Source organism: Streptomyces sp. NPDC001700 (assembly GCF_053596435.1).
In genome coordinates, this window is sequence record NZ_JBSFGE010000001.1 from 32262 (window position 1) to 55817 (window position 23556).

At 72.7% G+C, this 23556-nt stretch carries 22 protein-coding genes; 11 read left to right on the forward strand and 11 right to left on the reverse strand.

The features are described from left to right. Nucleotides 1–9 precede the first annotated feature (9 nt). From ACWC5C_RS00145 to ACWC5C_RS00155, 3 genes are all read right to left on the reverse strand, one after another. Nucleotides 10–1026 (reverse strand): hypothetical protein, encoded by a 1017-nt coding sequence (locus ACWC5C_RS00145; protein ID WP_450872234.1) that lies wholly within the window; start codon nt 1024–1026, stop codon nt 10–12. A gap of 94 nt (nt 1027–1120) precedes the next feature. After that, nucleotides 1121–2137: a zinc-dependent alcohol dehydrogenase gene (locus ACWC5C_RS00150; RefSeq protein ID WP_450873202.1), complete on the reverse strand. Its 1017-nt coding sequence runs from the start codon at nt 2135–2137 to the stop codon at nt 1121–1123. 14 nt (nt 2138–2151) lie between these two features. Further along, nucleotides 2152–3315, reverse strand: a complete 1164-nt coding sequence (locus ACWC5C_RS00155; protein WP_450872236.1) for a mandelate racemase/muconate lactonizing enzyme family protein — start codon at nt 3313–3315, stop codon at nt 2152–2154. 233 nt (nt 3316–3548) lie between these two features. On the opposite strand from ACWC5C_RS00155, the gene ACWC5C_RS00160 reads away from it, so the two are divergent. The 6 genes from ACWC5C_RS00160 to ACWC5C_RS00185 all read left to right on the forward strand — a co-directional run bounded on the left by ACWC5C_RS00160 (nt 3549) and on the right by ACWC5C_RS00185 (nt 9715). Next, complete coding sequence (locus ACWC5C_RS00160; protein ID WP_450872238.1) at nt 3549–3866, forward strand: hypothetical protein; 318 nt, start codon at nt 3549–3551, stop codon at nt 3864–3866. A gap of 41 nt (nt 3867–3907) precedes the next feature. Continuing rightward, the gene (locus ACWC5C_RS00165) at nt 3908–4276 is read left to right on the forward strand and encodes a hypothetical protein (RefSeq protein WP_450872239.1); all 369 of its coding nucleotides are present in this window, start codon (nt 3908–3910) and stop codon (nt 4274–4276) included. Beyond that, a complete protein-coding gene (locus tag ACWC5C_RS00170; RefSeq protein ID WP_450872241.1) occupies nt 4277–4993 on the forward strand; it encodes a DUF5819 family protein in 717 nt (238 codons plus the stop codon). 1 nt (nt 4994) lies between these two features. Then, nucleotides 4995–6197 (forward strand): HTTM domain-containing protein, encoded by a 1203-nt coding sequence (locus tag ACWC5C_RS00175; protein WP_450872242.1) that lies wholly within the window; start codon nt 4995–4997, stop codon nt 6195–6197. A 116-nt stretch (nt 6198–6313) separates the two neighbouring features. Beyond that, nucleotides 6314–6865, forward strand: a complete 552-nt coding sequence (locus tag ACWC5C_RS00180; protein WP_450872244.1) for a DUF6299 family protein — start codon at nt 6314–6316, stop codon at nt 6863–6865. 99 nt (nt 6866–6964) lie between these two features. After that, complete coding sequence (locus ACWC5C_RS00185; protein ID WP_450872245.1) at nt 6965–9715, forward strand: ABC transporter substrate-binding protein; 2751 nt, start codon at nt 6965–6967, stop codon at nt 9713–9715. Nucleotides 9716–9719: 4 nt separating this feature from the next. On the opposite strand, the gene ACWC5C_RS00190 is transcribed toward ACWC5C_RS00185, so the two are convergent. Beyond that, entirely contained in the window at nt 9720–10328 is a 609-nt protein-coding gene (locus ACWC5C_RS00190) for a TetR/AcrR family transcriptional regulator (RefSeq protein ID WP_450872246.1), read from the reverse strand. A gap of 100 nt (nt 10329–10428) precedes the next feature. Here ACWC5C_RS00190 and ACWC5C_RS00195 point away from each other — a divergent pair, with 100 nt between their 5' ends. Beyond that, on the forward strand, nt 10429–12993 hold the full coding sequence (locus ACWC5C_RS00195; RefSeq protein WP_450872247.1) for a beta-glucosidase H: 2565 nt from the start codon (nt 10429–10431) through the stop codon (nt 12991–12993). A gap of 6 nt (nt 12994–12999) precedes the next feature. On the opposite strand, the gene ACWC5C_RS00200 is transcribed toward ACWC5C_RS00195, so the two are convergent. Continuing rightward, the gene (locus ACWC5C_RS00200; RefSeq protein WP_450872248.1) at nt 13000–13890 is read right to left on the reverse strand and encodes an SGNH/GDSL hydrolase family protein; all 891 of its coding nucleotides are present in this window, start codon (nt 13888–13890) and stop codon (nt 13000–13002) included. A gap of 326 nt (nt 13891–14216) precedes the next feature. On the opposite strand from ACWC5C_RS00200, the gene ACWC5C_RS00205 reads away from it, so the two are divergent. Both ACWC5C_RS00205 and ACWC5C_RS00210 read left to right on the forward strand, forming a co-directional pair. Next, complete coding sequence (locus tag ACWC5C_RS00205) at nt 14217–14711, forward strand: DUF3145 domain-containing protein (protein WP_385445426.1); 495 nt, start codon at nt 14217–14219, stop codon at nt 14709–14711. 49 nt (nt 14712–14760) lie between these two features. After that, entirely contained in the window at nt 14761–15666 is a 906-nt protein-coding gene (locus ACWC5C_RS00210; RefSeq protein WP_450872249.1) for an NAD(P)-dependent oxidoreductase, read from the forward strand. Between the two features lie 70 nt (nt 15667–15736). On the opposite strand, the gene fabF is transcribed toward ACWC5C_RS00210, so the two are convergent. The 5 genes from fabF to ACWC5C_RS00235 all read right to left on the reverse strand — a co-directional run bounded on the left by fabF (nt 15737) and on the right by ACWC5C_RS00235 (nt 20666). After that, nucleotides 15737–17002, reverse strand: coding sequence for a beta-ketoacyl-ACP synthase II (fabF, locus tag ACWC5C_RS00215; protein ID WP_450872250.1), 1266 nt, complete (start codon nt 17000–17002; stop codon nt 15737–15739). Nucleotides 17003–17072: 70 nt separating this feature from the next. Further along, nucleotides 17073–17321 carry an acyl carrier protein gene (locus tag ACWC5C_RS00220; RefSeq protein ID WP_009718247.1) on the reverse strand — a complete coding sequence of 83 codons (249 nt, stop codon included), beginning with the start codon at nt 17319–17321 and terminating at the stop codon, nt 17073–17075. A gap of 82 nt (nt 17322–17403) precedes the next feature. Beyond that, nucleotides 17404–18414 (reverse strand): beta-ketoacyl-ACP synthase 3, encoded by a 1011-nt coding sequence (locus ACWC5C_RS00225; RefSeq protein WP_450872252.1) that lies wholly within the window; start codon nt 18412–18414, stop codon nt 17404–17406. Between the two features lie 21 nt (nt 18415–18435). Then, on the reverse strand, nt 18436–19392 hold the full coding sequence (locus tag ACWC5C_RS00230) for an ACP S-malonyltransferase (protein WP_450872254.1): 957 nt from the start codon (nt 19390–19392) through the stop codon (nt 18436–18438). 89 nt (nt 19393–19481) lie between these two features. Next, nucleotides 19482–20666 carry a PucR family transcriptional regulator gene (locus ACWC5C_RS00235; RefSeq protein ID WP_385445430.1) on the reverse strand — a complete coding sequence of 395 codons (1185 nt, stop codon included), beginning with the start codon at nt 20664–20666 and terminating at the stop codon, nt 19482–19484. A gap of 122 nt (nt 20667–20788) precedes the next feature. Here ACWC5C_RS00235 and ACWC5C_RS00240 point away from each other — a divergent pair, with 122 nt between their 5' ends. Continuing rightward, entirely contained in the window at nt 20789–21454 is a 666-nt protein-coding gene (locus ACWC5C_RS00240; protein WP_450873203.1) for a pirin family protein, read from the forward strand. A gap of 670 nt (nt 21455–22124) precedes the next feature. Here the strand turns inward: ACWC5C_RS00240 and ACWC5C_RS00245 are convergent. After that, nucleotides 22125–22937 carry a serine hydrolase domain-containing protein gene (locus ACWC5C_RS00245; RefSeq protein ID WP_450872255.1) on the reverse strand — a complete coding sequence of 271 codons (813 nt, stop codon included), beginning with the start codon at nt 22935–22937 and terminating at the stop codon, nt 22125–22127. 127 nt (nt 22938–23064) lie between these two features. Here ACWC5C_RS00245 and ACWC5C_RS00250 point away from each other — a divergent pair, with 127 nt between their 5' ends. After that, on the forward strand, nt 23065–23541 hold the full coding sequence (locus ACWC5C_RS00250) for a MerR family transcriptional regulator (RefSeq protein WP_450872257.1): 477 nt from the start codon (nt 23065–23067) through the stop codon (nt 23539–23541). Nucleotides 23542–23556: the final 15 nt, after the last annotated feature.

A 23556-nucleotide genomic window follows, 5' to 3' on the forward strand; every position in this document is an offset into this window, starting at 1 on the left:
CGTCATTGCTCAGGACTTCTGGGGGGCCGCGCCGGTGTCGGCGTCGGACGCGTCGGTGACCGGGAAGCGCCGCAGCGGCCCCGGCAGCCGGGAGCCCAGCGGCGACAGCCCGCCGTCCGCGCCCAGCCGGGCGAGCAGATCGAGCACGAGCCGGCCGCGGCGCACCCGCTCGCGCGCGCTGTTCAGCGCCACGTCCCGCAGTTGCGCGCCGTAGGGGTAGATCCCCGGAGACTTGCTGAGCCCGAATTTCAGATAGATGGGGGCGCCGCGGCGGATCAACTCGGCCGCGTCATAGAGCCGTACGTACCCACCGAGGTCGTCCGGGGCCTCGATGTAGAAGTCCATCGGGGCGCGGGAGGACCGGCGGATCTCGGTGAGGTGTTCCAGCGTCAGATCCGAGGGGATGTTGATCGAGTCGGCGCCCAGCCGCTCGTACACCGCGAACGAGGCCGGGTTGACCGGGCCGACCAGCGCCGACAGCTTGAAGGTGGTGTCCGCGGGCAACTCACCGCGCTCGCGCAGCTGGTGCAGCAGCCACAGCACGCCCTCGTCGGCGACCAGCAGGCACTTCACCCCGAGCGAGGCGGCCCGCAGGGCGTCCTCCACGCATCCGGCGACCGCGTCGTGGCCGCGGGCCCGCAGCCCGCCGCCGCCGGAGTCGGAGCGGGTGGCGCCGCCGATGTCCCAGGTGCCGCGCGGTCCGGTGAACAGGCACAGCTCGGCATTGCGCTCCGCGCAGGACTCCACCATCTCGGTGATCTCGGCGTCGGTGAGCATCCAGACGCCGCTGCCCTGGCTGATCCGGTGGATCGGTACGTCGAGCCGCCCGGCCTCCTTGAACACGGTGGCCAGCGCCTCCGGGCCCTCGACGGACGGGACCTCGGTGCGCCAGGTGCCGCCGTCGGGGAAGGAGTGCGCGGAGGCGTCGGCGGGGTCGGGCTCGGGCGTCGCGTGGCCGAGCGAGGCGAGGGCGGCGTCGGCGGGACGGCGGGGGCCGGAGGGGCGGGGCGAGGCGGCGGTGGTCACGGTGCTCCTTGTATCGCCGTAAGGACTAGGTGAAGCCCTCGATGTGTGAGGACCGTCGGGCCCGGGGGCGCGGAGCCCCCGGACAGGGAAGGGGCTACGCGGGCCGCAGCAGGACCTTGCCCACCTTCGGATCACCGCTTCCCACCAGCTCGATGGCGGTGGCGAAGTCGCTGAGCGGCAGTTCGTGGGTCACCAGCGGCAGCAGCGTCAGCAGCCCCGCGTCGAAGACCCGCACCGCGTGCGCCCACGCGTCCGGCGCGGCCCCGAACACGGTCTGTACCTCGATCTGCCGGACGACCAGGTCGGTCGGGTCGAGCCCGTCCGCCGTGTCCGCCGCCGGGATCCCGGTGAGCACCAGCCGTCCGCCGCGCCGCAGCAGCGCGGCGGAGGTGCGGGCTGCTGGGGCGGATCCGGCGGTCTCGATAACGATGTCGAAGCCGCCCCGGACGTCGTCGAGGCGGTCGTTCGTACGGAAGGACGTGGCACCGAACGACAGCGACAGCCGCTCCCGGTCCGGCCGGGTCCCGACCACCAGCAGCTCGGCGGGGGAGACGGCGGCCAGGAACTGCACGGCGATCATGCCGAGCGTCCCGGTGCCCACCACCGCGACCCGCTGCCCCGGCCGCGCGTTCGCCTTGAGCGCGGCGGCGGCGATGCACGCGGCGGGCTCCAGCAGCGCGGCCGCGGTCAGATCGGCGTCGTCGGACAGCGGGTGCAGCAGCCGGGCGGGCAGGGTCAGGGTGGTGGCCATCGCGCCGGGCTGGGTGAAGCCGGTCTCCTCGTACCCCGCCGTGCACAGCGTGGTCTCCCCGGCGTGACAGCGGTCGCACACCTGGCAGTTGCGGAACCCCTCGCCGACGACCTTGCGGCCGGTGAGCGCCTCGGGGACGCCCGCGCCGACCGCCTCGACCGTCCCGGACCACTCATGGCCGGGGGTGACGGGATACCGGACGTACCCCTCGGGCCGGTTGCCCTCGTAGACCTCGCGGTCGCTGCCGCAGATCCCGGACGCGTGGACCCGCACCCTGGCCTCGCCGGGCCCGGGCTCCGCGACGGTACGGGTGTCCAGCCGGTGGCTGCCGGGCCGTTCGAGGACGAGCGCCTCTTCCATGCGGCTCACGGCGCTCATTCGCCACGTCCCCCGGAGGGATCCCGCTTTTCCCAGCCCTCGGCCCACAGGTCGAACCGGGCCTGCTGCTGCGGGAATTCGGCGGCCGCGTCGGTGTCCAGCTCGACACCGAGGCCCGGCTCGTGCGACAGCTCGAAGTAGCCGTCCACCACCTGCGGGGCGCCCTTGACCACCTTCTTGATCTCCGCGTCGGCGAAGTCGTTGAAGTGCTCCAGGATCTTGAAGTTCGGGGTGCACCCGGCGACCTGGAGCGACGCGGCGGTCAGCACCGAGCCGCCGACGTTGTGCGGCGCGATCAGCACGTAGTGGGTCTCGGCGGTCGCGGCCAGCTTGCGGGTCTCACCGATGCCGCCGAGGTGGCCGACGTCCGGCTGGATGATGTCGACGGCCTGCGACTCGAACAGCTCGCGGAACTCGATCCGGTCGTGGATGCGCTCACCCGTCGCGATCGGCAGGTTCGTCTTCTCCGCGACCTTCGCCAGCGCCTTCAGGTTCTCCGGCGGCACCGGCTCCTCCAGCCACGACGGACGGAACCGCTCCAGCTCGCCCGCGATCCGCACGGCGGTCGACGGGCTGAACCGCCCGTGCATCTCGACCAGCAGCTCCGCGTTCGGCCCGATCGCGTCCCGCACCGCCTCGACCAGCGAGATCGAGTGCAGCGTCTCGGCGTGGTCCAGCTCGAAGTGGCCGGTGCCGAACGGGTCCAGCTTCAGCGCCTGGTAGCCGCGCTCGACCACGGTGGTGGCCGCCTTGTGGAACGCCTCGGGGGTGCGCTCGACCGTGTACCAGCCGTTCGCGTACGCCTTGACCTTGTCGGTCACCTTGCCGCCGAGCAGCTGCCAGACCGGCACCCCGAGCGCCTTGCCCTTGATGTCCCAGCAGGCCATCTCGACGCAGGCGATCCCGGACATCACGATCTCGCCCGCGCGGCCGTAGTCGCCGTACTTCATCCGGCGGACCAGGTCCTCCACCGCGAACGGGTCCGATCCGGCGATGTGGTTCTTCTCGGCCTCGTGGAGATAGCCGAGGAGCGCATCGGTGCGGCCGAGCATGCGGGTCTCGCCGACGCCGGTGATGCCCTCATCGGTGTGGACCTGCACATAGGTGAGATTGCGCCAGGGGGTGCCGACGACATGCGTGCTGATTCCGGTGATGCGCAAGGCTATGACCCTTCGCGATGTTCGATATTTCGTCACACGTTCGAAATCCTGGCGTGACGGTAATCACCGGGTGTCACGGGTGTCAATGGTCCTGCGTCGAATGGTTATCGACTGTGGACCTCCCCGCCTCGGGCCATTCGGTGGACGCGGACGTGTCGGTGCCGCGACCTGCTTCCGCCGCCCGGCAGGCTGCGCCGCTAACGGCGGAAGAATCATCGAGAGAGGCCGAACAGATGAAGAGCGTACTGCGAACGGTCGTTCTGGGAGCGTGTGTTGCCGCTGCCGTTGCCTTCGGCGGCATCCACGACGGCGGGACTGACGGGGACGGCGGCGACGGCCACGCGACCCGGGCTCAGCCGGGCCCGCCGCTGGCCGACCTGTACCGCGCCGGGTTCGGGGGCGGATCGAGGCAGAACAACGGCTGTGACTCCGCGTTCGCGGCGCTGGGCTCCGCCACGGGCGGCAGCGGCGGCGGCAGCGGCGGCGCGCCCGCGATGCCCTTCGACCGGGGCACCGGGTCGGGCCAGAAGTGCAGCAACTCCCGCGGCTGACGGCGACGGATCCATCGAGAAAGATCGAGAAAGGCGAACAGATGAAGAGAGTACTGAGAACGGTCGTCCTGAGCGCGTGCGCTGCCGCGGCTGTCGCCTTCGGCGGCATCCACGACGACGGAGCAGACGGGGCCGACGGGGCCGGGCCCGCCACGCGGGCGCAGCAGGGGCCGGACCTGGGCGAGCTGTTCCGCGCCACCATCCGGGGTGGTTCGACCCAGCACAACGACTGCGACGGCCTGTTCGGGGGCGAGGCGACCGGGGACGGCAGCAGCGGGGCGAGCAGCACCGGCGACCTCACCGCGCTGAGCGGCGGCGGTGGCGGGATGTCCCTCGCGGCGTTCAACAGCCCGGCCGTCCCGTCGATCGTGCCCGGCGCCGCCCGGGGCTGCAGCAACATCCGCGGATAGGTGAGCAGGAGGGCCCAGGAGATCGTGGAACAGCACACCAAGGACCGTGTCGGGCGGGTGTGCGCGCCCCGGGCGCCCCTGCCGGAAGAGCGCGGCGAGCCCGAGCGGACCTGGTCCCTCCGCTCCCTCGCCCTGCTGACGGCGACCGCCGCCGTGCTGCTCGGCGCGGCACTCTGGCACCTGGCCATGGTGTTCCTGAGCAACGCGCCGCCAAGTCCGGTGCGGCGCGCGTACGCACCCGTCATCGAGGCGCACGTCTACCCCGAATTCGCCCAGGACTGGAAGCTGTTCGCGCCCCAGCCGCTCCAGGCGAACGTCCGCGTCGAGGCCCGGGTGCGGACGGCGGAGGGTTCCGGGGCGCTCCGTACGGGGCGGTGGACGAGCCTCACGGCCCGCGACATCGAGGGCGTACGGCACAGCCTGCTGCCGAGCCACGCGGACCAGAACCTGCTGCGCCGCGCCTGGGACTTCTACCGGGACACCCACGACCGGCGGGAGGCGCCGACCGCCGCGCGGGGCGCGCTGTCCGCCGAATACCTCAAGCGGATCGCCCTGAGCCGCCTCGCGCACAGCGAGGGCATCGTCGCCGTGCAGGTGCGCAGCCGGGCCGTGCCCGTGACCCCACCGCGCTGGAGCGCCCACGCGCCCGTACGGAACACCCCCCACCGCACGCTGCCCTGGTGGCCGGTGACGCACGACGACCACAGGGGACTGTGACGTGAACCGACTGGCCCGGCTGATCACCTTCGCCGCCCGCACCCACGCCCCGTACCAGGCCGCCCTGTTCCGCATCGGGCTCGGCGCGATCGCCGCCGCCTTCCTGCTCCGGGAGTGGCCGCAGCGGCGGCTGCTGTACGGCGACCGCAGCCCCTGGTCGGCGGAGATGGCGGCGCAGGTCGTCGCGGAGGACCACCGGTTCAGCGCCCTGCTGTGGTCCGGCGGCCACTGGTGGTTCGAAGCCGTCTACCACGGCGCGATCGTGGCCGCCGTCCTGCTGATGCTGGGCTGGCGTACCCGGGGCACGTCCGTGGTGTTCCTGGTGGCCGTCGTCTCCCTCGACAGCCATAACCCCTATCTGGGTGACGCCGGGGACAACGCGCTGCGGGTGATGGCCGTGTACCTGGCGTTCACCCGCTGCGGGGCGGTCTGGTCGCTCGACGCCCACCGCCTCGCCCGGGCGCGGCGGCAGCGGCGACCGGCGTACGACCGGGCCGGGGTCGGGCTGTGGCAGGCGCTCGGGGTGGTGCTCCTGTGGGTGTCCGACGGCTTCCCGCACACCGCGTGGGCGGCGGTCCTGTGGGCGTTCTGGGCGGCGTATGGCCTCTGGTACGCGGCGCACCGGTGGCCCTGGGGGCACCGAGCGCACGACCTGCTCGACGCGGCGACGGCGATGCTGCACAACTGCGCCATGCTGGTGATCGCGGCGCAGGTCTGCCTCATCTACGCGACGTCGGGCTGGTACAAGGTCCAGGGCAGTCTGTGGCAGGAGGGCAGCGGGCTGTACTACGCCCTGCACCTCGACTACTTCGCGCCCTGGCCCGCCCTCGGCGCGCTGCTCACCCACAGCATGCTCGCGGTCTATCTGCTGAGCTACGGGACGGTCATCACCCAGGTGGCGTTCCCGTTCCTGCTCGGCTACCGGCGGCTCAAGAACGTCCTGCTGGCGGTGATGATGCTGGAGCATCTGGCGATCGCCGTCGTCCTCGGCATCCCCTTCCTGTCCGCCATGATGATCGTCTCGGACGCGGTCTTCCTGCCCACCTCCTTCCTGCTCCTGCTGGGCGCGCACTGCGCCCGCTGGACCGGGCGTCTGACCCGGCGCCCGACCGGGGGCCTGACCGGGGGCCCGACCGGGGCGGCGGTCAACCCGGCGTCGCGGGAGCACCCGCCCAGCGGTATCGGACACGCCGCACGGGGGTGAGGTTCCCGCAGGCCGCGCGGCGGGCCCGATAGCTGTACGGGGACTTCGTCCCCCACAGGGATTTCCCCAGGGATCCCGTCACAGGGATTCCGACCCGCTCACGGAGGTACGCCCTCATGCGCAACCGTCGCCGCCTTCTCGGTGCCGTCACCGGTCTGATCATCGCCGCGCCCGTCACCCCCGCCGCCCACGCGGCCCCGGCCCCCGCCCCCTCGCCCGCCCCGGCCCCCGCCGCCCCGGCCCCCGCCGGGCCGTCCGCCGGGGCCGGGGTGCCCGGGATGCCGCAGATGGGGCGGCAGGCCCTGCCGCTGCCGTGGGGCAACAACGTCACCGTGAGCCGCGTCGGATACGTGAGCAGCACCGGCACCGTCGCCCTGACGGGGACGTACCGCTGTCTGCGGGACGGCGCGACCATTCCGCGCGCCGATCTCCTCGTCACGCTCATCCAGGGCCAGATGCGGTACGGGCTCGGCGGCGGCCCGGCGCTCTGCGACGGCCTGACCCACTCCTGGTCGGTGCAGGAGGCCCCGGGCGTGAACTTCGTACCGGGCCCGGCGTTCGTGGAGAGCAGCCTGCTGAGGTTCGAGGCGAGCCAGCAGCTCGTTCCGCTTCCGCGGACCGCGGCCGTAGGGGAGCGCGCGATCACGCTGGAGGCGCGCGAGATGTGAGACCCGCCCCCGTCGCCGCGCTTGAGCCCTTCCCGTACGGGGGATATCCCTTGTTTCCACCGCCTTTGTGAGGGCGGGTCGGAGAGGGGGACGGGGACGATGGTGACGGGGGATCCACAGGACCGCATCCCGGCGTATCCGGGTGTCGAGCGCTTCGTCGAGGCGTTCGACAAGCTGGTCATCCAGCAGCGGCGCAGCCGCAGCAGGGTGCCGGTGGTGCTGCTGACGGAGGAGGGCGCCGGGCGGGCCGGGCGGAGGATCGTGGGAGGGCTGCGGTCGCGGCTGCGCGGCCGCAGCCAGGTGCTGGCGCCCCACGCGTACCTCCCGGCACTCCCGCCCGGCGCCGATCCGCCGCCGCTGGAGCTGTTCGAGCAGATCGCGCTGCAGCTCGCCGAGTCCATGCCGGTGGACACCGGGCAGCTGCGGCTGCCGGGCTTCCGGCTGTTGCACTCGGTGGTCACGGCCCCGGCCATCGACGGGCCCGTCGAATACCGCCACCGCGATCTGCGCAACCACTGCTACGACGAGCACCGCCGCTGGTCGCGCACGGCCAACACGCTGTGGCGGATCGGTGGCCGGGACCACGCGAGCGGCGGCTCGGTCGTGGAGCTGCTGTGGAACTTCGTGGCCGGGCCGCTCTGCCAGACCCTGCCGCGCTGGCTGTTCGGCGTCCGGTCCAGCCGCCGGATGCTCGGCCGGGGCCGCCACCGCCGCTGGTACGCGGAGTGGGCGCGGCTGCAGCGCGGCACCCCGCCCACCGACTTCTTCCGCTCCGCGCTCGACCACGTCCCCGGCGGCGAGGGCAGCGACCCGGAGCGGCTGGACCGGGTGCTGATGCACGCCCTGCTCGCCGACCTGGACGGGGCGGTGCGCCGCCGCCGCTTCAACCCGTGGCGGATGCGCCGCACCACCCGGTTCGTGCTGCTCTTCGAGGAGGCCGGGGCGCTGGACTCGCGGGTGCAGCGGTTCTTACGCGAACTGCGCTCCGCCGTCGAGGACTTGCGCTGTACGTCGGTGATCGCGATCGCGGCCGGGGCGCGCTCGCTGGCCTCCCGTATCCCGGACATCGAGGCGGCCGACCTGGCCCACGCGGGCGCCGAACTGGAGCTGGTCGAGCGGCAGGGCATGCGCGCGGGCCAGCCCACCGGGATCGTGGTGCCGGTGAGCGAGGGGCCGGAGGACGACGAGCGGGCGTCGTACTGGCTCGGCCGCCGTCCCACCCTGGTCGCGACCGCCCGCCGCTGGGGCCCGCGCACCGAGATCGCGGGGGCGGCGCTGATCGCGCTGCTCACGCTGGGGATGGTGGCGGGCGGCCTCTACCGGCCCTTCTGGGGCGAGGGCGACGACAGCTGCACGGGCCAGACGTTCCTGGGCAAGGACGGTCAGTGCGTCGGGGTGACGACGGGCCAGCAGACGTTCGCCCAGGGCACCAACGAACGCCAGGTCAGCGAGGTGCTGGCGCAGATAGACCGGCAGAACGGCGCGGTCGACGCCGCGACGCGCCGCCGCGAGGAGGCCTCGCCGCGCCACCGCACCGTGGTCTACATCGGCCCGTTCAGCGGCGGCGCGGGCGCGGATGACCCGGTGCGCGGCGGCACCCTGCCCGAGCTGCGCGGGATCGCGCTCGCCCAGGCCCATGTCAACGCCCTCGCGCTGACGTCGGACGACCGGGTTCCGGTGCGGGTGCTGGTGGCCAACGCGGGCCATCTCTTCGAGGACGCCCCGGCCGTCGCCGACTCCATCGTCCAGCTGGCCCGGCGCGACGCGTCGATCGTCGGCGCCGTCGGCCTCGGCCAGAGCCGTGGCACCACGTACTCCGCGATCCGCAAGCTGGACGCGGCCGGAATCCCCATGATCGGCACCTCCGGCACGGCCGACTCCCTGCTCTCCCAGGGCCCGCACTACTACCAGCTCGCGCCCGTCGACTCCCGCGCCGCCCAGGTGATGGCGGCCTTCGTGCGGGAGGCGGCGATGGTGACCCGGCCCGGACAGGCCCCGGTGAAGGCGCGCCGGGTGATGATGGTCGCCGATCCGAAGGATCCGTACAGCTCCGGTCTCGCCCGCTCGTTCCGCGCCGAATACCAGTCGGGCCCGGTCGAGACGCTGCTGCTGGGGGCGGGCGGGAGCGCCACCGGACCGGCCGGGCGGTCGTACGACACGATGGAGGACTTCGCGGAGCGGGTGTGCCGGGTGGCGGGCGGCGGAGAGCCCACGGGCGTCGTGTGGACGGCCCGTGGCAGCCAGTTCGTGACGTTCCTGTCCGAGTACAGCCGGATGGCCGACAGCTGCCCGACCGTCAGCGTGCTCGGCGGCGACGATGTCACCAACGCGCTGCTGCTGGGCCAGAATCCCTGGGCGATCTTCCAGGGGCTGAATCTGTACTACGTCTCGCACGGCGAGCCCTCCCGGGTCGGCGGCGAGAGCGCCCAGGCGTATCTGCGGGCGTACGACGCGCAGTACGGCCGGGAGCGCGGCGTGCTGGCGAAGGCGATGCGGCTCGACGGGCACTCCCCGCTGGCCTGGGACGCGCTGTGCTATCTGTCCCAGGCCATCGACGAGGCCTGGGTGGGCAGCGGGAAGCGGGACGGGCGGCTGGACCGGGCGCTGGTGCAGGCCGTGCTCTACCAGGGCCTGGGCAGCGGCGGGTTCAACGGGGCGACCGGCCGGATCGACGCCCACGGGGTGGCCGGGGGCGGGCGGCTGACCGCCGACAAGCTGGTGGCCGTCCTGCACGGCGCGCCCGAGGGCGCGTCGCGGACCGCGCTGCTGTGCGGGGCGGTGACGGCGGCCGACGTCCGCGAGAAGTGGGGGCCCGGGCAGCGGTACACCTGCCCGGCCCCCGCCGACTGAGGGCCTATTCGGTGGCAGCTTCCTCTCCCGGGGTCAGCAGGGAGACGAAGGTGCGGAAGAGGCCCGGCATGTCCACCGCGTCCGGGTCGTGCAGCCACTGGAACTGCAGCCCGTCCAGCACCGCGACCAGCAGCGGCGCGGCGCTCTCGGGGGTGAGCCCGCCGGGCAGCCGGTCGCCGAACTCGCCGCGCAGGGTGTCCGCCATGTCGGTGCGCACCCGCTCGTAGCGGTGGGTGAACCAGTCGCGCGCGGGGTGGTCCTCGGTGACGCTCTCGCCCAGCAGCGCGGAGAAGGTCTGCACGATGCCGGGGCGCATCGCGTTGTAGTCCACCAGGGAGGCGAGCAGGTCCAGCGGCCAGGTGCCGCCGCCGTCGCGCCGCGCGGCGCCGGTGTCCCACTGGTCGCGCTCCGCCAGCACGGCGATGAGCAGGGCGTCCTTGGTGGGGAAGTAGTGCAGCAGCCCCTGCTGGGTGAGCCCGGCGCGCTCGGCGACCGCGCTCAGGGTGGCGCCCCGGTAGCCGCGCTCGGCGATGACTTCGAGGGCGCGGCGGACGATCTCCGCGCGCCGCTCCTGGCCGCGCCGGGTCGGCGCGTCGTCGTCCAGCTTCTCCATGGGAGTACCGTAAAGCAGATTCGATAACAAAATGATAACGGTACCTACCGGACTACAGGGCCATGGGTCCACGATATGGGCGACCTGAGGAGGCCCAGTCGTGGCAGATGCGATCAGTGCGGGCGTGAACGGTGCGGGCGTGAGCGGCGTCGCGGAAGTCGTCGAAAAGGCCCTCGGCGCGCTCGATCTGGACACCAAGGCACGGCTGCTGGCCGGGCAGGACATGTGGTCGCTGCCCGCCGTCCCCGCCATCGGGCTGCGCTCGCTGGTGATGTCGGACGGCCCGATCGGCGTACGGGGCGTGCGCTGGACCGCCGACGACCCGTCCATCGCCCTGCCCAGCCCCACCGCCCTCGCCGCCACCTGGGACCCGGCGCTGGCCCGCCGCGCGGGGCGGCTGCTGGCCCAGGAGGCGCGGCGCAAGGGGGTGCACGTACTGCTCGCCCCGACCGTGAATCTGCACCGCTCCCCGCTGGGTGGCCGCCACTTCGAGGCGTACAGCGAGGATCCGTATCTCACCGGCGCGATCGGCACCGGCTACGTCCTCGGCGTCCAGGACGGCGGAGTGGGCACCACCGTCAAGCACTTCGTGGCCAACGACGCGGAGACCGAGCGCTTCAGCGTCGACAACCAGGTGGGCGCGCGGGCGCTGCGCGAGCTGTATCTCGCGCCCTTCGAAGCCATCGTCAGGGACGCCCGCCCGTGGGGCGTCATGGCCGCCTACAACGCGGTCAACGGCGTCACGATGACCGAGCACCGCGCCCTGCAGCGGGGCGTGCTGCGCGGCGAGTGGGGGTTCGACGGCTTCACCGTCTCCGACTGGATGGCCGCCCGCGACACCGCCGGGTGCATGGCGGGCGGGCTCGACGTCGCCATGCCAGGACCGCAGACCGTCTACGGCGAGGCGCTGGCCGCCGCCGTCCGCGACGGTGAGGTGGCCGGGTCGGACGTCGACGACGCGGTGCGGCGGGTGCTGACCCTGGCCGCCCGGGTCGGCGCGCTGGACGGCGCGGAGCCCGCCGTCGCCCCCGCCGACCGCCCCGGGCCGATCGACGGCGACGCGCTCGCCCGCGAGATCGCCCGGCGCTCCTTCGTACTGCTGCGCAACGAGCCTTCCGGGGAGAGCGGCGCCGGGGTGCTGCCGCTCACCCCGGGCGGCCCCTCCGGCGTACGGTCCCTGGCGCTCATCGGCGCCGCCGCGCGGGACGCCCGGGTGCTCGGCGGCGGCTCCGCGCTGGTCTTCCCCGACCACGTCGTCTCCCCGCTGGACGGGCTGCGCGCCGCGCTGCCCGCCGACGTCCCGCTCGGCTACGCCGTGGGCGCCGACCCCACCGACGAACTCGCCCCCGCCGGGCAGGGCTTCGCGCTGCGCGCCGTCGTCCGGGCCGCCGACGGGCGGGTGCTGGGCGAGTCCCGGCTGCCCAGCGGCCAGGTGCAGTGGCTCGGCGACTTCCCCGAGGGCGTCTCCTTCGAGGAGCTGCGCACCGTCGAGGTCACCGGCACCTTCACCCCGCGCGAGAGCGGGACGCACTCCTTCGGCACCCGGGGTCTCGGCGGCTTCCGGCTGGTCGTCGGCGACGCGGTGCTCTTCGAGGGGCACCAGCCCATGGGGGAGGAGGACGACCCGTTCGAGGCGTTCTTCGGCGCGCCCGTGCCGCGCGGCCAGGCCGAGCTGACGGCGGGCGTCCCGGTCGAGGTCAGCCTCACCAGCACGGTCGCCAAGTCGGACGAGGCGAACTGGCAGGCCGTCTGCTTCAGCCTGGTGCACCGCGCCCCGGAGCGCGATCCCGAGGAGTTGATCGCGGAGGCCGTCGCCGAGGCCGCCGCCGCCGACACCGCCGTGGTCGTGGTCGCCACCACGGAGAGCGTCGAGAGCGAGGGCTTCGACCGTAAGGACCTGCGGCTGCCGGGCCGCCAGGACGAGCTGGTGCGCCGCGTCGCCGCCACCGGCACCCCGACCGTCGTGGTCGTCAACACGGGCTCACCCGTGGAGATGCCGTGGCGTGAGGAGGTCGCCGCGGTCCTCCTCGGCTGGTTCCCGGGCCAGGAGGCGGGCGCCGCCCTCGCGGACGTCCTCCTCGGCGCCGAGGAGCCGGGCGGCCGCCTCCCGACGACCTGGCCGGAGCGGCTGGCGGACGCGCCGGTGCGCCAGGTGGCACCCAGCGGTGGCCAACTCTCCTACGACGAGGGCGTCTTCATCGGCTACCGGGCGTGGGAGCGGCAGGAGGGGGCCGCTCCGGCGTACTGGTTCGGACACGGGCTCGGGTACACCGACTGGGCGTACGAGGCGGTGGACTTCACCCCCGCGGGCGACCCCGGGGCCTCCCCGGGCACCCGCACGGGCGACTCGGCGGACGCGCTGGGCACCATCACGGTCCGTATCCGGAACGTGGGCTCCCGGCCGGGCCGGGAAGTCGTCCAGCTCTATCTGGCCCCGTCGCCCGGCGACCCTGAGGAGCGGCCCATCCGCTGCCTCGCGGGCTTCGCGGCCGCGGAGGCCGGCCCGGGGGAGGTGGTGGAGGTGACGATTCCGGTGCGGCGCCGCGCGGCGGAGATCTGGGACGAGGCGTCGGACGCCTGGCGTCTGGTCCCGGGCCCGTACGTGGCGGAGGCGGGCCGCAGCGTGGCCGACCTCCGCCTCACGGCACCGGTGACGGTGGTCTGAGGGGCGTCAGGGGCTGGTGATGCGGCGGTAGGCCATCGCGGCCAGCCGCTGCTGACCCGCCTTGCTGGGGTGGAACCAGTCCCACTTGCTCAACTCGCGCTCCGTGAAACGGTACTTGTGCACCGCGTCGTCGTACCGGCACAGCGGGTCCTTCCCGCACACGTCCTTCAGCGCCTGGTTGTAGTCGTCCACCCGCTCGTCCACCTGCTGGCGACGCTCCGTCGAGGCCGCGTCCATCGCGTCGGAGTCCTTCAGCATCGACGGGCAGATGCCCAGCTTCCAGATCTGCCGCCCCAGCACGTTCTTCCGCCCCTCGGCCCACAGCCGCTTCAGATCCGGCACGCTCGCGACGTACACCTGCGTCTTCGGCACCTCGCGGCGCAGCCGGGTGAGGGCCGAGGCGAAGGTGGAGCGGAACTCGTCGGTGGGGGTCATGGCGGTGACCGAGTTCCGGCAGGCGTCGTTGGCGCCGATCATCAGGGTCACCAGCTGCGGCTTGCGCGCGACGGCCGCCTCGATCTGGCCGGGCAGATCGGCCATGACCGCGCCGGTCTTGGCGTAGTTCCAGCTGCGCGCGCCCGAGCGCAGCCGCTGGGCGAGGCTGTTCACATCGGTGCCGGTGGACCAGGAGACCTGGGGGCAGTCGGAGAGCACCGAGCAGGCGTCGAAGCCCCGGGTGACGGAGTCGCCCAGGGAGGCGATGGAGCTGGGGCGGGTGTTCCACACCGGGCCCTCGGCACGGCTCTTGCCGCCCTTGCTCGGCCCGTTCCGGGAGGGGTCGTCGGAGCTGCCGAAACACCCCGCCGTGCTCAGGACGGCGGCCGTCGTGAGCAGGACGACACCGGTACGCGTCGACACGGTGATCCGCTGCTTCAAGCGTGGTGCGCTGGCCCGCATGGCTGTTCCCCCTCCGACTGTTGGGTGATATCTATCCGGGACCGACGGTACGTCACTCCTGTGGCCGGTCCGCGCGGTACGTTTTTCTTGTGGCAGTTGAGCGCCACTCCAGCGCAAGGAAGCGCGTTGCGATACCGTCACATTACGCTGCGTCACATCCTGTCCCTTTTCTAAAGAATTCTGCCCGATAAATTTCACCGCAGGTAACCTCGGGACTGGTGCGAGGGTGATCATTGGGGCAGAATGACGTGTGCTGTCCCGGGCGTGACCGGTACGGGCACGAGGCCGCTGGGGAAGGCGTACCTCGAACCGCACAGGAGGCCCCGGTGACGACACGTGGAGTTCTGTATGTGCACTCCGCTCCGCGCGCGCTGTGCCCGCACGTCGAATGGGCCATCGCGGGCGTACTCGGTGTGCGTGTCACCCTCGACTGGATCAAACAGCCCGCCGCCAACGGCGCCTGGCGCGCCGAATTCTCCTGGCAGGGCGAGGTCGGCACCGCCTCCAAGCTGGCCTCCGCGCTGCGCGGCTGGCATCTGCTGCGCTTCGAGGTGACCGCCGAGCCCTGCGCCACCGCCGAGGGCGAGCGCTACAGCTCCACCCCCGAACTGGGCATCTTCCACGCCGTCACCGGAATGCACGGCGACATCCTGATCCCCGAGGACCGGCTGCGCGCCGCGCTGGCCCGCTCCGCCCGGGGCGAGGGCGATCTGCACGCGGAGATCGCCAAGTTGCTCGGCAAGCCGTGGGACGACGAGCTGGAGCCGTTCCGCTACGCGGGTGAGGGCGCCCCGGTCCGCTGGCTGCACCAGGTCGTCTGACCCCTTCGGCATTGGCTTGAAACGCACTCTCCTCCTAGCGTGGCGAGACATGACCGAACAACTCCCCGCAGCGACCTCCGTCGCGGTCCTCGGCACCGGAATCATGGGCTCCGGGATGGCCCGCAACCTCGCCCGCGCCGGACTCGACGTCCGCGCGTGGAACCGCACCCGCGCCAAGGCCGAACCCCTCACCACCGACGGCGTCCGCGTCACCGACACCCCGGCGCAGGCCGTGGACGGCGCCGACGCCGTCCTGACGATCCTGCACGACGGCCCGGCCGCCCTGGAGACGATGCGCCAGGCCGCCCCGGCGCTGCGCCCCGGCACGGTGTGGGCCCAGGCCACCACCGCGGGCCTCGACGGGCTCGACACGCTCGCCGCGTTCGCCCGCGAGCAGGACCTCATCCTCCTCGACTCACCGGTCCTCGGCACCAAGCAGCCCGCCGAGAACGGCCAGCTCCTCGTCCTCGCCGCCGGACCACCCGCCGCCCGCACCGCCGTGGCACCGGTCTTCGACGCCATCGGCAGCCGTACGGTCTGGGTCGGCGAGGCCGGGGAGGAGGGCGCGGCCACCCGGCTCAAGCTCGTCATCAACAGCTGGATCCTCGCCATCACCCACGGCACCGCCGAAGCGCTCGCCCTCGCCGAGGGGCTCGGCGTGGAGCCGCAGGGCTTCTTCGACGCCATCGCGGGCGGACCACTGGACAACGGCTATCTGCACGCCAAGGCGGGCCAGTTGCTCGGCGGCGACCTCGAACCCAGCTTCGCGGCCAGGACCGCCGAGAAGGACGCCCGGCTGATCGTCGAGGCGGGACAGCGGTCCGGGGTGCGGCTGGACGTGGCGGCCGCGGGCGCGGAGCGGTTCCGGCGCGCCGTCGAGCAGGGCCATGGCGACGAGGACATGATCGCCTCGTACTTCGCCAGCTTTCCGGACGGCGGCCTTACGGAGAACTGACACACGGGCTGACACACGAAGGGCGCGCTTCCGGCCGGAGCCGGAAGCGCGCCCTTCACACCGTGTGGGCTCAGACCGTACGGAAGGCCAGCACCACGTTGTGGCCACCGAAGCCGAACGAGTCGTTCAGCGCCACGATCGGGCCCGCGCCCGGCAGCGGCCGAGGCTCGCCGCGCACGATGTCCGCGTCCGCCTCCGGGTCCAGCTCCTCGATGTTGATCGTCGGCGGGGCGATCCGGTGGTACAGCGCGAGCACGCTGGCCACCGTCTCCACACCGCCCGTGCCGCCCAGCAGATGACCCGTCATGGACTTGGTGGCGGAGATCGCCATGTGGTCCACGTCGTCGCCGAAGACCTTGCGCAGCGCCTTGATCTCGGCCACGTCGCCCTGCGGCGTCGAGGTCGCGTGCGCGTTGATGTGCGCGACCTCGGCGGGCTTCAGGTCGGTGTTCTCCAGCAGGTTCTGCAGCGCGTGCGCGATGCCGTTGCCGGACGGCTCCGGCTGGGTGATGTGGTGGGAGTCGGCCGAGATGCCCTGGCCGACGGCCTCCGCGTACACCCGGGCGCCGCGCGCGGCGGCGTGCTCCGCCGACTCCAGGACGATGGCGCCCGAGCCCTCGCCCATCACGAAGCCGTTGCGGTTGACGTCGAAGGGGCGCGAGGCACCCTGCGGGTCGTCGTTGTTCTTCGACATCGCCATCATGTTGCCGAAGGCGACGATGGGCAGCGGGTGGATCGACGCCTCGGTGCCGCCCGCGACGACCACATCGGCGCGGCCGCTGCGGATCATCTCGATGGCGTAGCCGATGGCCTCCGCGCCGGAGGCACACGCGCTGACCGGGGTGTGGACACCGGCACGGGCGCCGACCTCCAGGCCGACGTTGGCCGCCGGACCGTTGGGCATCAGCATCGGCACGGTGTGCGGGGAGACCTTGCGGACCCCCTTCTCGCGCAGCACGTCGTACTGGTCGAGCAGGGTCGTCACGCCGCCGATACCGGAGGCCACGACCGCGCCCAGCCGGTCCGGGTCGACCGACGGGTCCTCGCCGGCCTTGCCGGTGAAGCCCGCGTCGGCCCACGCCTCACGCGCGGCGATCAGCGCGAACTGCGCCGACCGGTCGAGCTTGCGGGCCTGCGGCCGCGGCAGGACGGTGGCCGGGTCCACCGCGATGCTCGCGGCGATCCGGACCGGCAGCTCGGCTGCCCAGTCCTGCTCCAGGTGGCTGATGCCGGAACGACCGGCGATCAGTGCTTCCCAGGTCGATGAGGCGTCGCCACCCAGCGGCGTCGTGGCACCAACACCGGTGACGACCACGGTGCGATTGGTCGAGTTCACAGGAATTCTTCACTCCTACGTAGGAGGTGCTGGACCTCTGCCACCGCTCGGGTGGCGACAGGCGATCGGCTCAGCCCTGGTGCTTCAGGATGTAGTCGACGGCGTCACCGACGGTCTTCAGGTTCTTGACGTCGTCGTCCGGGATCTTCACGTCGAAGCGCTCTTCGGCGGCGACGACGACCTCGACCATGGACAGCGAGTCGACGTCCAGGTCGTCGGTGAAGGACTTGTCCAGCGCGACGTCCTCGGCCGGGATACCGGCGATCTCGTTGACGATCTCGGCGAGACCTTCGAGGATCTGCTCCTGCGTGGCGGCCATTGCGGCGCTCCTTCTTCGGTGTGTTGCGGTGGGTGAGCAGCGCCCGACTCGTCCGGGGCTGCGTGGTTCTGGGCTAGAGAGCCTATGGGAGGGTAACGACCGTCGCTGCGTAGACGAGACCCGCCCCGAAGCCGATGACGAGCGCGGTGTCGCCGCTCTTCGCCTGCCCCGTCGCCAACAGCCGCTCCATGGCGAGCGGAATGGAGGCGGCGGAGGTGTTGCCGGTGGTCTCCACGTCACGGGCGACCGTGACGTGCTCCGGCAGCTTGAGGGTTTTGATCATCGAGTCGATGATCCGCATGTTGGCCTGGTGGGGGATGAACGCGTCCAGCTCGTCCGCGCTGACACCCGCCTCGTCCAGGGCCTGCTGGGCGACCTTCGCCATCTCGAACACCGCCCAGCGGAAGACCGCCTGGCCCTCCTGGCGCAGCGCCGGGAAGCGCACCTCGTCGGTGGGGCGGTCGCGGTAGACGTCCCAGGGCAGCGTCTGGGCGATGGTGTCGGACTTGTCACCCTCCGAGCCCCAGACGGTCGGGCCGATCGCGGGCTCCTTGGACGGGCCGACGACCACGGCGCCCGCGCCGTCGCCGAACAGGAAGGCCGTCGCCCGGTCCTCCAGGTCGGTCAGGTCCGAGAGCCGCTCCACGCCGATGACCAGCACGTACTCCGCCGTGCCATCGGTGACCATGCCCTTGGCGACGGTGAGCCCGTAGCCGAAGCCCGCGCAGCCCGCGGAGATGTCGAACGCGGCGGGGTTGCCGGTGCCCAGCAGATGGGCGATCTCGGTGGCGACCGCCGGCGTCTGCTTGAAGTGCGAGACGGTCGCGACGACCACGCCGCCGATCTGCTCGGGCGTCAGCCCGGCGTCGGCGATGGCCTTCCCGCCCGCCTCGACGGACATCTGGGCGACCGACTCGTCCGGACCGGCCCAGTGGCGGGTCGCGATGCCGGAGCGGGTACGGATCCACTCGTCCGAGGAGTCGATGTGCTTGAGGATCTCCTCGTTCGGCACCACCCGGGTGGGGCGGTAGCCGCCGACGCCGAGAATGCGCGCGTACGGGGCGCCCTTGCTGGGCTTGATCTTCGCGGTCATGCTCTCGGAACTCCTATTCGGCTATACGGCCGGGGTGTCGGCGGGTACGGCGTGCTCGGCGATCAGCGCGCGTGCCGCCTCGAGATCGTCCGGAGTCTTGAGCGCCAGCGTCGCCACGCCCGGCAGGGCCCGCTTGGCGATGCCGGTGAGCGTCCCGCCCGGAGCGACCTCGATCATCGCGGTGACGCCCAGCTTCTGGAACGTCTCCATGCACAGGTCCCAGCGGACCGGGTTGGACACCTGGGCGACCATGCGCTGGATCACCTCGGCGCCGGACGCCACGACCGCACCGTCCCGGTTGGAGACGTACGCGGTCCCCGGGTCGGCGATCGGCACGCCCGCGACCAGGTTCTCCAGCGTGGCCACCGCCGGGGCCATGTGGTCGGTGTGGAACGCCCCGGCCACCTTCAGGGGTACGACGCGGCGCACACCCTCCGGCTTGTCCTCGGCCAGCGCCGCCAGCTGCTCGGCGGTGCCCGCGGCGACGATCTGTCCGGCCCCGTTGACGTTGGCCGGGGTCAGCCCGAGCTTGTCGAGGTGCGCGACGACGGTCTCCTGCTCACCACCCAGTATGGCGGCCATGCCGGTCTCGGTACGGCCCGCGGCCTCGGCCATGGCCAGGCCACGGCGGCGCACCAGGACCATGGCGGCCTCGTCGGTCAGCACACCGGTGGCCGCGGCGGCGGTGATCTCGCCCACGCTGTGGCCCGCGGCGGCGCCGACCACGTCCTGGACGCGGTGCGGGCCGTCGGCGAACAGCGCCTGGGCGGAGACGAGTCCGGCGGCCACCAGCAGCGGCTGGGCCACCGAGGTGTCGCGGATCGCCTCCTCATCGGCCTCGGTCCCGTAGTGGACCAGATCCAGGCCGGAGACGGCCGACCACCAGCCCAGACGTTCGGTGACGCCGGGGAGGTCGAGCCAAGGGGTCAGGAAGCCGGGCTTTTGGGCGCCCTGGCCGGGAGCGACGAGTACGAGCACTCTCACACTCTCTCTTGTGGGTGGTCCCGCCCGCCCGTGGGGACAAGGACGAAGAACGGTCAAGGGAATTGTTGGAGTCCCACAAAGGACTAGGGATTGATGTCCCCATCGACAAGTCGGCCGAGGATCAGGGCTATCCGGAGCGTGAAGGCCGACCGGACGTCACTAGGTGACCATCCGGTGACGTCGGTCACACGTCGTAGCCGGTAGCGCACAGTGTTGGGATGAACAAAAAGCATCCGGGCGGCGCCTTCCAGACTGCTCGCCTGCTCCAGGTACACACTCAGCGTTTCCAGGAGCGCGGAGCCGGCTTCCTCCAGCGGTCTGTAGATCTCCTCCACCAACTGGGCGCGGGCGGCCGGGTCTCCGGCCATCGCGCGCTCCGGAAGCAGATCGTCCGCCAGTACCGGACGCGGGGCGTCCGGCCAGGCCGTGCACGCCTTCAGCCCGGCCGCGGCGCACGCCGCCGAGCGGGTGGCGGCCAGCAGGTCCGACACCACGGGACCGGCCACCACCGGGCCGCTGGCGAACGGCCCGATCAGCGCCTTCGCCGCCTGCAGCGGGTTGTCCGAGCCGCCCGCCACCACCACCAGCCGGTTGCCGAGTACCCCGGTGAGCACCTGCAGCTTGGCGTGGCGGGAGGCCCGCCGGATCGCCTCCACGGTCAGCTCGCTGTCCCCGTCGGGCGCCGTGCCCAGCACCACGCAGACGTGCTCGGGCGAGTTCCAGCCGAGCGCCGCCGCGCGGGACAGCGCGCCCTCGTCGGCCTCGCCGGAGAGCACCGCGTTCACCACCAGCGACTCCAGCCGGGCGTCCCAGGCGCCGCGCGCCTCGGCCGCCTGCGCGTACACCTGGGCGGTGGCGAAGGCGATCTCCCGCGCGTACACCAGCAGCGCCTCGCGCAGCACCGACTCGTCGCCGGGAGCCGCCACCTCGTCGATGGCCGACTCCATGACCTCGATGGTCGTACGGACCATCTCCACCGTCTGCCGCAGCGTGATCGCCCGGGTCAGCTCGCGCGGCGCCGTACCGAACACATCGGTGCTGATCGCCTGCGGCGCCTCCGGGTGCCGGAACCACTCCGTGAAGGCCGCGATGCCCGCCTGCGCCACCAGTCCGATCCACGAGCGGTTCTCCGGTGGCATCGCCCTGTACCACGGCAGCTGCTCGTCCATGCGCGTGATGGCGGCGGCGGCGAGCTTTCCGGACGACTTCTCCAGACGTCGCAGGGTGGCACTGTGCGGATGCGGGGTATTCGCGGCTGGTTCAGGCACGAGGACAAGACTGCCTTATCGGATGGTGAACGCTGGGGGCGGGAGGCTACGCGGGGGTATACGCGGGGGTAGGGACGGGGCGGGAGCGGTCCGGTCCGGGGCGCACTACCGTGGACCGGATGATGTGGGTACAGCGGTCCGGTGCACGGTATCGGGGCGGGGACGGAGCGGGCGTCGAGACGCGCCACGCCTTTTCCTTCTCTGGACACTACGACCCGGACAACGTGCGGTTCGGGCTCCTCGTCGCCTGCAACGAGGAGCGTCTCGCCCCCGGCGCGGGCTTCGCCGAACACCCCCACCGCGATCTGGAGATCGTGACCTGGGTCGTCGAGGGCGAACTCACCCACGAGGACTCCACCGGCCACCGCACCGTGATCCGCCCCGGCGACGTCCAGCGGCTCAGCGCGGGTGGCGGTGTGCGCCACTCCGAGCGCAACGAGTCCGGGGCGCCGCTCACCTTCGTCCAGATGTGGCTGGCCTCCGGCGCGGTCGGCGCCGAGCCCGAGTACGAGGTCGTCCGCGGCATCGCCGACGGCACCCCGTACGCCCTGGCCCGCGCCGAGGCGGTGCTCCACGTACGCCGCCTCGCCGACGGCGAACGCACCGCGCTCCCGGACGCGCCGTGGGTGTACGCCCACGTGACCCGGGGCGAGGCCCGCATCGGCGCCGCCGCCCTCACCGCGGGCGACGCGGCCCGCGCCACGGCCCCGGAGGGCCTGGAGGCCCGCGCTGTCGGCCCGGCGGAGCTGCTGCTGTGGGAGATGCAAGCGGAACCAACCTTCGGCTAGCCCGAGCTTCTCCCCACCCCGCCCCTTCCCGAACCAGGGGCTCCGCCTCTGGGCCCCGGGCCTGGTCAGGCCTCACGCCGCGATGCGCCAGCACGGATGCCCCCACGTCCAGCCGCAGGGCTGGGGGCTGTGTGTGGGCGCGGCGCGGTCGGCGCCTGGCAGTTGGGCCCGCGCCGGGTGCCGGGGCGCTGGGGCGGGCTTGTCCCCACCCCGCCCCTTCCCGAACCAGGGGATCCGCCCCTGGACCCTGGTCCGGGCACGCCCTACGCCGCGCTGCGGCAGCACCGACGCCCCCACGCCCGCTCACAGGGCTGGGGCTGGTTGTGCGGTCGGCGCCTGGCAGTTGGATCCGCGCCGGGTGCCAGGTCGCTGAGGTGGTGGCCGTGGCGGCTAGGGCCCGGTCAGGCCCCACGCCGCGATGCGGCAGCGCCGATGGCGCTGGCGTCGGGGGCCGCGTACAGGCGTGGCGCGCCCCGCGCCACGGTGCGGTCCGTGCCGCCACGTCCGTCCGCAGGGACAGGGTGGCCCCCGCCCGGCCAGTCGACGGCCGCTTCGGACCGGTGCCTGCCGCCGCGCACCCGCGACGCAGGCGGGGGCCCGCCCGGGCGACCGGGCCGCCGGTGGGGTCCAGGGGCGGAGCCCATGGGTTCGGGAAGGGGCGGGGTGGGGGCTACACCAGGTCGGTCAGGATCGCGTCGGTCAGCGGGGGCCAGGCCTCGGTGGCCCAGGGGCCGAAGGGGCGGTCCGTCAGGGTGACGCAGGCCGCCCCGGCCTCCGGGTCCACCCACAGGAACGTCCCGGACTGGCCGAAATGTCCGAAGGTGCGGGGGGAGGACGAAGCCCCCGTCCAGTGGGGCGACTTCGCGTCGCGTATCTCGAAGCCGAGGCCCCAGTCGTTCGGCTTCTGGTGCCCGTACCCCGGCAGCACCCCGGTCAGCCCCGGGTACACCACGGCCGTCGCCTCCGCCACGGTCTCGGCCGCCAGCAGCCGCGGCGCCTGCAGCTCGGCGGCGAAGCGTACGAGATCCTCGACGGTCGAGACGGCGTCCTTGGCGGGCGAGCCGTTCAGCTCGGTCGCGGTCATGCCCAGCGGCTCCAGGACCGCCTGGCGCAGATACTCCCCGAACGGGATGTCCGTGGCCTTGGCGATGTGATCGCCGAGGACCTCGAACCCGGCGTTGGAGTACAGCCGCCGATCGCCGGGCGCGGCGACCACCCGGTGCTCGTCGAAGGCGAGCCCGGAGGTGTGGGCGAGAAGGTGGCGCACCGTGGCGCCCTCGGGCCCGGCCGCCTCGTCCAGCTCGACCGCGCCCTCCTCGACCGCGACCAGCGCCGCGTACGCGGCGAGCGGCTTGGTCACCGAGGCCAGCGGAAATCTGTGGCCGACCGGGCCATAGGATCCGGCCACGGTGCCGTCCGCGCGTACGACGGCCGCTGCCGCCGTCGGGACCGGCCAGTTCTCGATCATCCGCAGGCTCTCCATGGGGCCCGAGCCTATCGCCGACCAAGATTCCACCAAATCCGCGCTTGCTTGGAGTGCACTCCAGGTCTATAGCGTTGAGGTGGTCGAGTGGCTTTGCGCATCGACGACGGCGAGAGGGTGCAACGGCATGACCGTGATGGAGCAGGAGCAGGAGCAGGAGCGGGTTCCGGCCCTGGCGAGGCCGCGCGCGTGCGTGGGCCGCCGCCCGCATCCCCGGCCGACCGGCCAGGACCGGTACACGATCAGCGAGGTCGCCGCGCACACCGGGCTCACGGCGCACACCCTGCGCTGGTACGAGCGGATCGGGCTGATGCCGCACGTGGACCGCACCCACACCGGCCAGCGCCGCTTCACCAACCGCGACCTCGACTGGCTCGACCTCGTCGGCAAGCTGCGGCTGACCGGAATGCCGGTGGCGGACATGGTCCGCTACGCCGAGCTGGTACGGGAGGGCGCTCACACCTACGGCGAACGCGAGGATCTGCTGACCGCGCACCGCGCGAACGTCCGGGAACGGATCGCCGAGCTGGAGAGCACGCTCGACGTCCTCGACTACAAGATCAACATCTATGCCACCGGCCGGGGGCTGCCGGAGGGGACGTAACCCCGTATCGCGCGG

Excerpts from the sequence above, each read along its gene's own strand:
- ACWC5C_RS00150 (WP_450873202.1), bottom strand. The coding sequence starts at position 2,137 with ATGGAAGAGGCGCTCGTCCTCGAACGGCCCGGCAGCCACCGGCTGGAC.
- ACWC5C_RS00160 (WP_450872238.1), top strand. The coding sequence starts at position 3,549 with ATGAAGAGCGTACTGCGAACGGTCGTTCTGGGAGCGTGTGTTGCCGCT.
- ACWC5C_RS00165 (WP_450872239.1), top strand. The coding sequence starts at position 3,908 with ATGAAGAGAGTACTGAGAACGGTCGTCCTGAGCGCGTGCGCTGCCGCG.
- ACWC5C_RS00180 (WP_450872244.1), top strand. The coding sequence starts at position 6,314 with ATGCGCAACCGTCGCCGCCTTCTCGGTGCCGTCACCGGTCTGATCATC.
- ACWC5C_RS00185 (WP_450872245.1), top strand. The coding sequence starts at position 6,965 with ATGGTGACGGGGGATCCACAGGACCGCATCCCGGCGTATCCGGGTGTC.
- ACWC5C_RS00190 (WP_450872246.1), bottom strand. The coding sequence starts at position 10,328 with ATGGAGAAGCTGGACGACGACGCGCCGACCCGGCGCGGCCAGGAGCGG.
- ACWC5C_RS00200 (WP_450872248.1), bottom strand. The coding sequence starts at position 13,890 with ATGCGGGCCAGCGCACCACGCTTGAAGCAGCGGATCACCGTGTCGACG.
- ACWC5C_RS00210 (WP_450872249.1), top strand. The coding sequence starts at position 14,761 with ATGACCGAACAACTCCCCGCAGCGACCTCCGTCGCGGTCCTCGGCACC.
- ACWC5C_RS00220 (WP_009718247.1), bottom strand. The coding sequence starts at position 17,321 with ATGGCCGCCACGCAGGAGCAGATCCTCGAAGGTCTCGCCGAGATCGTC.
- ACWC5C_RS00225 (WP_450872252.1), bottom strand. The coding sequence starts at position 18,414 with ATGACCGCGAAGATCAAGCCCAGCAAGGGCGCCCCGTACGCGCGCATT.
- ACWC5C_RS00240 (WP_450873203.1), top strand. The coding sequence starts at position 20,789 with ATGTGGGTACAGCGGTCCGGTGCACGGTATCGGGGCGGGGACGGAGCG.
- ACWC5C_RS00245 (WP_450872255.1), bottom strand. The coding sequence starts at position 22,937 with ATGGAGAGCCTGCGGATGATCGAGAACTGGCCGGTCCCGACGGCGGCA.
- ACWC5C_RS00250 (WP_450872257.1), top strand. The coding sequence starts at position 23,065 with ATGACCGTGATGGAGCAGGAGCAGGAGCAGGAGCGGGTTCCGGCCCTG.